This window comes from Paenibacillus polymyxa, from assembly GCF_018614975.1.
GTDB classification, from domain to species: Bacteria; Bacillota; Bacilli; order Paenibacillales; family Paenibacillaceae; genus Paenibacillus; species Paenibacillus polymyxa_E.
This window is the reverse complement of record NZ_JAGGNR010000039.1, coordinates 45747-56962: the sequence shown is the minus strand read 5'-3', so window position 1 is coordinate 56962 and position 11216 is coordinate 45747. Positions and strand designations below refer to the sequence as shown.

11 protein-coding genes are annotated in these 11216 nt (G+C 48.8%); 3 read left to right on the top strand and 8 right to left on the bottom strand.

Going from position 1 to position 11216, the window contains the following annotated elements; genetic code table 11:
- The first annotated feature begins 330 nt into the window (after positions 1-330).
- Genes J7E78_RS24365 through J7E78_RS24355 form a run of 3 tightly spaced genes read left to right on the top strand, consistent with a single transcriptional unit; the run spans position 331 to position 2627 of the window.
- Entirely contained in the window at positions 331-1452 is a 1122-nt protein-coding gene (locus tag J7E78_RS24365; RefSeq protein WP_251035236.1) for a glycosyltransferase, read from the top strand.
- A 1-nt stretch (position 1453) separates the two neighbouring features.
- Positions 1454-1924 (top strand): hypothetical protein, encoded by a 471-nt coding sequence (locus J7E78_RS29535; protein ID WP_251035235.1) that lies wholly within the window; start codon positions 1454-1456, stop codon positions 1922-1924.
- Between the two features lie 31 nt (positions 1925-1955).
- Entirely contained in the window at positions 1956-2627 is a 672-nt protein-coding gene (locus J7E78_RS24355; RefSeq protein ID WP_215078760.1) for a class I SAM-dependent methyltransferase, read from the top strand.
- 384 nt (positions 2628-3011) lie between these two features.
- Here J7E78_RS24355 and J7E78_RS24350 read toward each other — a convergent pair whose 3' ends face one another.
- The 8 genes from J7E78_RS24350 to trhO all read right to left on the bottom strand — a co-directional run bounded on the left by J7E78_RS24350 (position 3012) and on the right by trhO (position 11043).
- Complete coding sequence (locus J7E78_RS24350) at positions 3012-4358, bottom strand: MFS transporter (protein WP_215078759.1); 1347 nt, start codon at positions 4356-4358, stop codon at positions 3012-3014.
- A 69-nt stretch (positions 4359-4427) separates the two neighbouring features.
- On the bottom strand, positions 4428-5606 hold the full coding sequence (locus J7E78_RS24345; RefSeq protein WP_215078756.1) for a winged helix-turn-helix domain-containing protein: 1179 nt from the start codon (positions 5604-5606) through the stop codon (positions 4428-4430).
- A 195-nt stretch (positions 5607-5801) separates the two neighbouring features.
- On the bottom strand, positions 5802-6596 hold the full coding sequence (locus J7E78_RS24340; RefSeq protein WP_215078754.1) for an ABC transporter ATP-binding protein: 795 nt from the start codon (positions 6594-6596) through the stop codon (positions 5802-5804).
- A gap of 2 nt (positions 6597-6598) precedes the next feature.
- Complete coding sequence (locus tag J7E78_RS24335) at positions 6599-7462, bottom strand: ABC transporter permease (RefSeq protein ID WP_251035243.1); 864 nt, start codon at positions 7460-7462, stop codon at positions 6599-6601.
- 171 nt (positions 7463-7633) lie between these two features.
- On the bottom strand, positions 7634-8683 hold the full coding sequence (locus tag J7E78_RS24330) for an ABC transporter substrate-binding protein (protein ID WP_215078750.1): 1050 nt from the start codon (positions 8681-8683) through the stop codon (positions 7634-7636).
- Between the two features lie 321 nt (positions 8684-9004).
- Entirely contained in the window at positions 9005-9337 is a 333-nt protein-coding gene (locus tag J7E78_RS24325) for a hypothetical protein (RefSeq protein ID WP_251035234.1), read from the bottom strand.
- A 158-nt stretch (positions 9338-9495) separates the two neighbouring features.
- Positions 9496-10143 carry a helix-turn-helix transcriptional regulator gene (locus J7E78_RS24320; RefSeq protein ID WP_083677519.1) on the bottom strand — a complete coding sequence of 216 codons (648 nt, stop codon included), beginning with the start codon at positions 10141-10143 and terminating at the stop codon, positions 9496-9498.
- A 12-nt stretch (positions 10144-10155) separates the two neighbouring features.
- Complete coding sequence (trhO, locus tag J7E78_RS24315; protein ID WP_124116691.1) at positions 10156-11043, bottom strand: oxygen-dependent tRNA uridine(34) hydroxylase TrhO; 888 nt, start codon at positions 11041-11043, stop codon at positions 10156-10158.
- Positions 11044-11216: the final 173 nt, after the last annotated feature.

Sequence of the window (11216 nt, the reverse complement as noted above, 5' to 3'; positions counted from 1 at the left end):
TTGCACCTTCGCTGTCTGTCCGCCAAATACGTTGATGAACGTATTGTGCCAGATTACCTATTTTATACATGTGAGAATTATCACAATCTTCGTCTCTAGAGCAAAAAAAAGTGATCCTGGTCACACAAAAGATAAAATTCAGCCTACTATCACAGCTTGCCAACTGCATCTATTCGTGGAAGACACTCATGTTTGGGACGGAATGCCCATATGTTAGTCTCAGGCATATCATGCGAAGTACCGTGAGGGCTTTACATATGAAGTGAAAGCATGAAGTACATGCAGAGCGAATGACGCGCCATATTACAGTTAAGGGGAGGTGAACTTTTCATGGAAAAGCCTGCACCATTACGAAGTGTAGATCCCGAATCCAACCCGATTGAGGACAGTACAGCCCAGTCGCCCGGATTATCAGCAATTGTCCGTAAGTGCGCTGGCACTGCGAGGGGAGGTGCCATGATGCTGGACCCGAAGAAGCGTAGCCAACAGTTGAATGGGCCAATGGTGCACAGGGATATCCGAACCGAAACCACATACACGCCAACGGAAACAGTGGATCGAACATATACAGACGCATTGGGAAATGGCGATCACACCCCGGATCATGCACAACCAACGCAGGACATCCGAAGCCAAGTGCGTCACTGGGGTGATTCACAAGGTCAGGAAGAACAGAATGCTGCTATAACACAAGAGGAAACAAGTGTAATCAAAGAGCCCTTCTCCATTCGTCGGGTTCGCAAAAGCAAAGGCAACAAGCTGACCGCCATGCTCCAGGTTCGCAATGAACGTGGCAGATACCTTGAAGAAGTATTGCATGATCTGAGTGAGTTCGTGGATGAGATCGTGATTGTGGACGATGCCAGCACAGACGGAACCCCGGATCTATGCAAAGCCTATCCGAAGGTGGTCCGTCTGGAGGTATTGGAGAAACCGCTGTTCGCCGAGGAATGGCGACTTCGCAACACCTTATGGCAAGCGGCGGCGGGAACACATCCCGACTGGTTGCTCTCGGTTGATGCGGATGAGCTGTACAGCTCAGAGGCCAAAAAAGCCATACGCACGCTGATTAATCAGGAGTATGCAGACTGGTTTGCATTCCGTTTCTACGATATGTGGGGCGGCCGGACCCACTACCGGGAAGATGATCTCTGGTGTCTGCACAAACGGCATACCGCTTCACTTGTACGGTATATGCCTGGATATCCTTATTTTTATCCACAACAGAATCATCATGTTCCCCGTCTTCCCTTGTCCTGCAACGTATTGCCTGGAGTCAGCACGGAACTGAAGGTTCAGCATCTCGGCTGGGCAGGCAGTCTGGAGGACCGGGTTCGTAAATATTTGCGTTATAAGCGCATTGATCCTAGCGGTGAGTGGGGCAATCTTGCACATTACGAGTCTATTCTCGATCCGGAACCTCGGCTGATTCCCTGGAAGGAGGGACCGTGAGATGGGCGTGGTGAGTATTCTGACGCATAGTTTCACCGACGGGTACAACCGGGAATTCGGTCGTGTATTTGGTGGTGGACTGGAGCGATATATTCTGGATCTGTGCAGTGTCATCCGTGGACTCGGGCATATTCCCGTGGTTCATCAGCTGTCCTATTTCACACCAGCCCCGCCAACGCGGACCTTCGAGCAAGAACAGGAAGACGAATGGCTTGTCGCATGGAAGAATGATCTGGTGAGTCATGAAGAAAATGTTGGTGCAGTTATATCAGGGATGCAAGCTGTAGAAGGCAAGGATGGAACGAGTGGTGCTGGAGCGAACAGTGGTAAGGCTAACGGAGATGGAGGTGCGGATGGAGGTGGGGATACAGATAACGATCAAGAACGAGAGTGGAAAGGAACGGTAGATTTTCATTTGGATTCATCGGAAATCGAAAAAGCCGGTGGAGCACGGTGTTGGAATCTTTTTTGACAGAGACAGGATTGAAGGAGGGAATTCGGGGATGATGGATACGCCCAAGGCAACGGAATTCATGGAATCAAGATACATTAGGCAAAGTGACCCTAAAACGGATACATTGGTCTTCCCCCTGCATCCGGCATGGTGGAGCCGTCCTTATGAATACGAATGGGCCCGGCAATTTGCACGTCCAGGCGACGTCGTCCTTGATGCAGCCTGCGGCATCTCCCATCCATTCAAATTCTGGCTTGCCGAACACTGCCGCGAGGTTCACGCCTGTGACTGGGATGAACGTATTTTGTCTGAAGAGGCGATCCGGCTGGATATTGTTTCTGATTTTGGCGAGCAAGCCGCTCAGGATCTGCCGGAATCAACTCTCGTCCGATTGCACCGTGCCAAGGCTAATCTGGCCCAGCTTCCGTACGAGTCGGGTAAGTTTGATCGGGTGTTCTGTATCTCTGTACTGGAGCATCTGGATACGGGCACGATGCTGCGGGCGTTTCGTGAATTCGCCCGGGTGCTGAAGCCAAACGGACAGTTAATCGCTACCTTTGATGTGCCCGAGATGCGCCCTGATCTGCTGGAGACAATCATGGCTGTCACCGGATTAACTATTGAAGATAAGCTGAATGTGGAAGAGCCGGACGATGCTATCTGGTCTGACATGTACGGCACGCCGATCCGCTGTTTTCGAGCGGTGATATGCAAAGGTTGAGAATGATTGATTTGAGTATAGAATAAGGAACGAAGGAATGAGGGATCGAGCTATTGGCAACGTCGAATACCAACACATACACCTCTCCTGGCATTGTTGCCCACCGGAGAACGATGCAAGCTTCACCAACTCCACACACTGGGATTGTTAGGAGGAACGGTTAGCGCCACAGTACAATTGGCGAATCCAGCAGGGTGCGGGAAAACCCTATACGTATCACCACTCTCCGGCGGAATCACGGTTGCGCTCAACCAGCTGCCTTCTTTCAGTGGTTCCTTGAGTATGACCGCGAATGGGACGCTGAACAATGCAATGTGCAAACAGCCGCCTTCGGATGAATACCGGAAGCGGCTATTTGTTGGTTTGCAGATGTATTAATGGCTCTCAGATCGATTCCTGCGGAATAGTCTCTTTTGCTTCCGATATGAGAGGCTGCTTCCCCTCCCACAAAATGCGTTGCAGCAGTATGCCTGCAAGACCAATCACCAGCGTAGCGAGACCGATATATTGAAAGGTGGGGCTCGGCCCTGCAACTCGAATGAGCGCTCCACCTGCAAGTGGAGCTACAACCAGTACAACACTGGACAGTGAATTTTGAATGCCAAAGACGCGCCCTACATAGGCAGGAGGGGTTTCCTTTTGCAGCAAATAATTCAGTGTTACCATAAAGAGCCCATTACCCAGCCCAATGCAGAGGCCCCAGATCATGACCCAAATTTCGGGTGTTTGTGGGCCGATCCACCCCAGCGCAGCAATTCCGGCACCCACGAACAGATATCCTCCACCCAGTCCCCACCCATACCCAATTCTCGGTAAGCGATTTAACAACAAAATGATGATGACTGCCCCTGCTCCTGCCGACGATCCCAACCAACCGAGCAGTGATTCATTACCTGGCTTGATCTCCCGAAACAGGGTCGTAAACTGATAATCAATCATAAGAATGGCCATGAGTCCAAAACAGCCGAACAAAATCGTACTCAGCACGGTGCGACTGCTCTGTATAAAACGCCAGCCTTGCTTCCACTGGGAGAACAACGATTCCGATCCATCCTGTTCACTAGCAGCACTTCCGTCTGATTCAACGGACTCCGACTTCTCCACCAAACGCCGCAAGGGCCATAATACCGCACCTGACAACAGGCGGGTAAAGGCATTAATGACTATACAGATTTGAGGTGAAAAGAAGGCCAAAATGACTGCACCCAGCAGTGGTCCCGCCACTTTCGAACACTGGCTCACAAAACCGTTTAGGGATGACGCCTGAAACAGATGTTCCTCTGCCACCACCTGGCGGGTTAACGCCTGCTGGGCTGGAACGTGAAAAACTCCCATCATGGCCCGCAGGGCAAGAAGTGGAAGCAACCCTATCGGGCTTGGTGCGAATAAAATAGCAACGGTTAATCCCACGGTGATTACATCACACAGCATCATGATTTTCACTTTGTGCAGTCGATCAGCCAGGGCACCAGCAACGGAGCCCAGCAGTATACCTGGGACAGCCATACATACAGGAATAAGGGCAATGATCAGCGGATCGGCGCCCCAGCGGTAAGCCACCATTACCTGGATGGCAAGTGCATCGAACCAATCTCCAAATGTAGCCAGAGAGTATGCGATAAATATGCGGACAAACCGGAGGTTAGTCCATAAGCTTTTGGAAGATTGTGCAGATGAGGTGGGTGATTCGGTGGGTTCATTGGATGTGGATTCATTTGAAATGACGGTCATACATGTACTTCCTCCCTTGATTACAGCCGCTTGTGGCCTATATGTTCCTTGGCTGTAATCATAAAGGAGTTATATCAGAGGAAGATCAGAGGATGGGGAGGTTGGAGATAAAAAGTTACGTATTTCATCTAAAATTTGTTGTCCATATAAGGGAACACCGTAACTTTTGCCGATCTCTGCATACACTTGACGATACTTACTCCAAATTCTGCCTTCAATTCGATGATGACCCATGAACTGAAGGATCTGATATGCAGCATTCAGATATAGCGGTGCGTTCAGCGACATCTTCAATACGTCCAGGCCATCATCCATTCTTAACTCTGCCTCACGAATCCGTCCCTGCCGAAGTAACCATAGTCCTTCCATCACCTGAAAACGTCCGATCTCCCGCAGATACGGGGCATCCTTCAATCCCGCTCGCAGGACTGTCATCTGAGTCTCAACAGCTTCCCCGCTGCCACCCCACAGTTCCACATACAACGCTGCAAGTGCTACAGGCATTCTGAAATTCTTGAGTTCGTCAGTCTCTATTACACGATACGTTTCCTCCAGTTGTGCTTTGGCCCGTTGATATTGGCCCACCTCTACATAGACTTCAATGATGTTCAGAATGCGGAGTTCGCGAAGCTGATCGGCAGACAATGCAGCTGAACTCAATGCCTGCTCATACAAAGGTAAGCTTTCTGATGGTTCAATTAGCGAATGGACAAAAATCAATAACCAGTATAAGCGTTCTTCAAAAGCAATTTCTTTGGTTGTAATCAGCCACTCCAGATCTCCCTGTATAAAATGGATATACAACTGATAATACGGGACAATCTGAATGCCAAGCGCTTCCTGCTGTTGAACCAGGGTCTGTATGGCATTTCCCTGCCCAAACAAGTGATATTTACGAAGTAATCCGTGAATGACTTCCTGCATTTCTGGGTCCTGAGCAGAGGGGCTAGCGGGTAGAGCGGACTTGTTCTCTTGCACAGCAAGTCGATATCCGTAGCCCCGTACTGTATCCAGACGGATCTCATCCCAGCGTTTCAGCTTCTTGCGTAGGCGATAGATATGATCGTCTACGGTACGTTCAACCGGATATTCAAGCGGCCATACCCGATCCAGCAATTGACTGCGAGTGAAGGCTTTATCCTTGTTTTCATACAAAAAATGCAGCAGTGCAAATTCCTTGGCAAGTAGACGAATGGATTCCGTTCGCCGCGTGACCGTATATGTACCTTCATCTAATTGCAAAGACATGCCTGGTTCCTCCTACGATGTATAATGCGCTAATCCGAAATCGTATAGATTCATTCCATTTTCTTCAACGTGTTCAACATACCACAGAAACCCTTTGCGAGAACGCAAAAGGTTTTTATCGTCTATCTTATAGCTGGCTTAGATTGTAGATCAAGCTACGTATATCTTTTCTTCCAACAAGTATTCCCTTGTCTCTTAACCCAGCACGACACGATCATCTGCCATTTTTTTGCCGCTAATCCGTTCGAATTCACCAAGCAACTCAGGTACAGTCAACGTACGTTTACGCTCTTCGCTGACATCCAGAATAATTCGGCCTTTGTCCATCATGATCAGACGGTTACCCAGACGAATGGCCTGCTCCATATTGTGCGTCACCATCAATGTAGTCAGTCTCATCTCACGCACAAGTGTCTCCGTCAGTTCCGTGATCAGTTCGGCACGTGAAGGGTCAAGGGCTGCCGTATGCTCATCCAATAACAAAATCTGCGGCTGGGTAAACGTAGCCATCAACAGACTGAGTGCCTGCCGCTCCCCGCCAGACAACAGACCGATTTTCGCGTTAAGTCGCTTTTCCAGTCCGATTCCCAGCTTCTCCAGTTGCGTGTTGAAAATCTCACGTCTGGCACGGGTAACTCCGAACCCCAGGCCGCGTCCTTTGCCACGTTTGTATGCCATCGCCATATTTTCTTCAATGGACATATGTGGTGCTGTTCCTGCCATCGGGTCCTGAAACACCCGGCCAATCCAGCTGCTTCGTTTATGCTCCGGCAGATTTTTAATGGAGCGGTCATTGATCAATACATCACCCATATCTGGCTTCATCACACCCGAGATAATGTTCATCAGCGTGGATTTTCCGGCTCCGTTACTGCCAATCACCGTCACAAAGTCTCCTTGATTCATCGTCAGGTTCACACCAACCAGTGCGGTCTTCTCATCCGTCGTGCCTGGGTTGAACAGCTTGGTGACTTGTGTAATCTCCAGCATGATCACATACCTCCCTTCATCTGTTGACCCGCTGACCGCATCAACTCTTCGGTTCGTTTGCGAGCCAGATTTCGCTGCTTCATGGAGCGCCGCAAGGAAGGGAACACCAGAGCAATAATAACAATGACAGCGGTGATCAGCTTGAGATCGGACGTGTTGAACCAGTCGACTTCCAGTGCTAATGCAACGACGATCCGGTAAATAATTGAACCAACAACAGCCGCTAGTGTGGCCCAGAATACCGTTCTTGCTCCGAGAATAGCTTCACCGATAATCACCGAAGCCAGTCCAATAACAATCATACCGATGCCCATCGTGATGTCCGCAAAGCCCGCTTGCTGTGCAATAAATGCACCAGACAGGGCAACCAGTCCATTGGATAGACTGACACCAACAATGGTTGTCACATCCGTATTTGCCCCAAAGCTGCGGATCATACGTTTGTTATCACCTGTTGCGCGAAGCGCAAGTCCAATATCTGTTTTCATGAACAGATCGAGCATGATTTTAAACACCAGCACAACGATGATAATGAGCACCATAACATGTTCACCCGAGAATGGATTATCCATGCCCATAATAGATTTATTCGGTGCCCCGCCTAAAATACGCATATTTATAGAGTACAGGGCGATCATCATCAAAATACCGGATAACAATCCGTTAATTTTGCCTTTGGTATGCAGCAGACCTGTACATGCCCCAGCCACTATGCCTCCAGCCATTGCCGCCAAACAAGCGAGCCAAGGAGAGAAGTCATTGGAGATCATAACCGCCGCGATTGCGCCTCCTGTTGTAAAACTTCCGTCTACGGTAAGGTCAGGAAAATCGAGTATGCGGAACGTAATATACACGCCTAGTGCCATCAGGGCATATAACAGTCCTAGCTCGATCGCCCCTTCAATTGAATTCCAGCTTATATTCACGCTACTTCCTCCCTGTCTATCGAAAAGAATGAGGCGAACCCGTTGCATGTTCGCCTCGCATCCATTCTGCCGGATTACACTCCGGTCAGATTATTGAATCAATCTCATAACTCATTGAATAATGTTGTTTTCCTGGTCTTTTACTTCCGCTTTCATCTCATCCGTAACCGTAATGCCCTGGGCTTCAGCCGCTTTCAGGTTCAGGATCAGATCCAGTTTGTCCGGAACGGTGACTTTCATATCACCAGGATTCGTACCATTTTTCAGAATGTCCGCAGCCATCTCTCCAACCTGATATCCGTGGTCATAATATTTGAAGCCAACCGTTGCGAAAGCTCCTTTTTCTACGGTATCCCGATCACTGGAGAAGAACGGAATTTTGTTGCTGTTCGCCGTTTGGATGATCGTATCAACCGCACTCACGACAGAGTTATCAAGCGTAATGTAGAAAGCGTCTACTTTGCCAACGAGGGAATCCGTTGCCTGTTTTACTTCAGATGTATTCGTAACTGGTGCTTTCACCAGCTTGATATTATGTGTTGCCAGCGCTTTTTCTGCGTTATCTGCCATAACCACCGCATTTGGTTCACCTTCGTTAATGACCAAGCCCACCGTTTTCACATCCGGCAGATTTTTAGCGATAAAGTCAGCCAATTGTACAATAGCCTCCGGATTCGTATCCGATGCACCTGTAACATTGCCGCCCGGCTTGTCCATATCGCTCACCAGTTTGGCACCCAGTGGGTCTGTCACCGCTGCGAACAACAATGGCTTGTCCTTCACTTGTTGAGCCAGCGCCAGCGCAGATGGTGTTGCGATGCCGAGTACGAGATCATTTTTGGAATCACCCGAGATTTTCTGTGCAATGGACAGGTTGTTCGTCGAATCACCTTGCGCGTTATTGTAATCAATTTTGAGGTTTTTGTTCTCTTCAATGCCTGCTTCCTTCAGGGCTGCGATGAATCCTTCACGTGTAGCATCCAAAGATGGATGTTCAACAATCTGGGAGATAGCAATCTGATATGATTTTTCCTCGCTGCCTCCACCTGTTGTAGTCCCTGATCCTTCGGATTCCGAGCCTGTACCGCTGTTATTTCCGCAACCTGCTGCAACGATCATTGAAGCAACCATCATCAGTGACATCCAAAATTTCTTTTTCATGTGTGAGAACCCCTCTCCATCTTATAAAATGTGGTTACCCTTATCGAGATTCCATTGACACGATAGGGCGGGACAAAACGAACGCTTCAACGCATTGTTGCTTTGATCGACAAAAGCAGACAAATATAGACTTTTCTCATGCGACTGAAGTCCATGACCCGTGTTGGTGTTTTATTGTTCCCCTAATATTAAGGGGCCTCCCGATATCCGTCAATGGTTGAACCGCTTCCAATTTAGTTTCATCGTATGATGTGATAGGAAACATTACATAACGGCAAAAAAGCAACCCGCAAGTTATGCGAGTTGCCTAGTATATATAGCTTATTTTTCTTGCTGGATTGCTTTCACTTCAGCAGAGGTTAGTCTCGTCGCTTTGACAATGGTCTCTCGATCAAGACCTAAATTGAGCATATTCATTGCGATTTTCCGCTTGCTCTCAGCTTCACCCTCTTTGATCCCTTCTTCGATTCCTTTTTGAATTCCTTCCTCCATGCCTTTTTTGAGACCCTCTTCTCGTGCGCCTTCCATCATGGATACTTGATCCCGTAAAAACTTTTGACGTGCTTCATATTGTTGACGGAACTCTTCATCCTCGCTCAGTTCCTTCAATAGATTCATGGCCTTTTTCAAAGCCGGTTCGGGTTCGTGCATCATTAACGCCTCCCATCTAATATTGAGTTATGTATAAAACATCTGGATGTTATTTCAAATTATATCACGCATCTTACTATAAAATAACGTGTTTACGTCATTTTTATTCAAAAAAAGAGACTATTTCGACAAATCGAAACAATCTCTTTTGTATAAACCAGTTAATTCCCCGACGCTTCGCGAATCTCATATTTGCACCTTTTGCCGCCATCGGCATAACATTCAGTACGCTCCACCTCGGCTTGAAGCAGCGAGCGAAACAGTTCGAGTTCACAGCGGCAAGCCTGCTTGTAGACACTCGCGACTTGCACAATCGGGCAGTTCATTTCCGTAATGACGTAGGTTCCATCTGCATCTCTGGACGCATCCGCCATATATCCGTTGGCATTCTGAATTCGCGCGAGTTCCTCCACCCGTCCGGCCAGATCCTGGCCCTCCATCTGTGGCAATCCGCTACGAAGCAGCTTGTCCCGGCGACTCTCGAACAATGCGTCCACCACACCGCTCCCGGCTGAGTCAGACAATTCTTCAAGCAGTTCCAGCGTAAGGGACGAATATGATTTTGGGAAAAAGCTGTCCCCGCGTACCGTCAGTTGGTACACCGAGGACGGACGTCCGGCCGTAGCCCTGGCCTCCCGAACCTCGATCCAGCCGTCCTGCTCCAGCGCCGTCAGATGACGGCGAATGGCCATGCCGGTCAGACCCAGATCAGCTGTCATTTCCCTCGCGGTCAATGTACCTTGCTGCTTCAGCATGAACAAAATCCGTTCACGCGTCGTTCGTTCCTCTTCGCGCTTCACGATCAGCACCTGCTCTCCTGCTTATGCGTGTACCGGTGCTGCCTCCCGGCAGGCATCCGAGCAAAAGCGGTTATGCGTCTCTTCGCAATCCTCACAACTTACATGCTGCAGGTTGCAGGTTGGACAATTAATATATCGGTCATGTGTCGTTCCACAGTGATAACAGCTGGCAATGACAATATCCTCTTCTGTCCGGTTAATCGGTACAGAGATCCGCTCGTCAAACACGTAACACTTGCCATCGAACAGATGGCCTTGTACTTCAGGGTCTTTACCGTACGTGACAATACCGCCGTCCAGTTGAGCCACGTCCTGGAAGCCTTCATTGATCATGAACCCGGTCAGCTTCTCGCAGCGAATGCCGCCAGTGCAGTACGTAATGATCGTTTTGTCCTTCATGTCACCCAGGTTCTCCCGAATCCACTCCGGAAACTCACGGAACGACTCAACATCTGGACGGATGGCCCCGCGGAAGTGACCAATTTCGTATTCATAATCATTGCGACCATCAATAACGATGACGTCATCACGTTGCAGATGTTCATGGAACTCCTTCGGTGAAAGGCGTTTGCCGCTAATCACATTTGGATCAAGATCTTCGTCCACGCGGAACGTTACCAGCTCTGCTTTGTGACGAACAAAGATTTTTTTGAACGCATGCTCTTCCACATCATCAATCTTGAACACCATATCGCTGAACAGCGGGTTTGCATGCATGTCTTTCATATACTGTTCCGTCTGTTCAGGCGTTCCGGATACCGTACCGTTAATACCTTCGGATGCGATTAGAATACGGCCTTTCACACCCAGGTCCTTGCAGTATTGCAGATGCTCTTGTGTAAACGTCTCGGGGTCTTCAATCTTCACGAACTTATAATATAAAAGCACGCGGTACGCGCTGTTACACATGTATATCACCTGTTCCTATTCCATGTTGTTATTAGCCGGATCATCCGGCAAGACGACTACGTTGCACCCTTACTGTTAAAAAGAAAATAAACAGCCGCCCGAAACATCGTCTCGAACTGCTGCCTGACATTCGACCTTTATTCCTGCATTCTAGTTTATCGGAAGCGGAATAG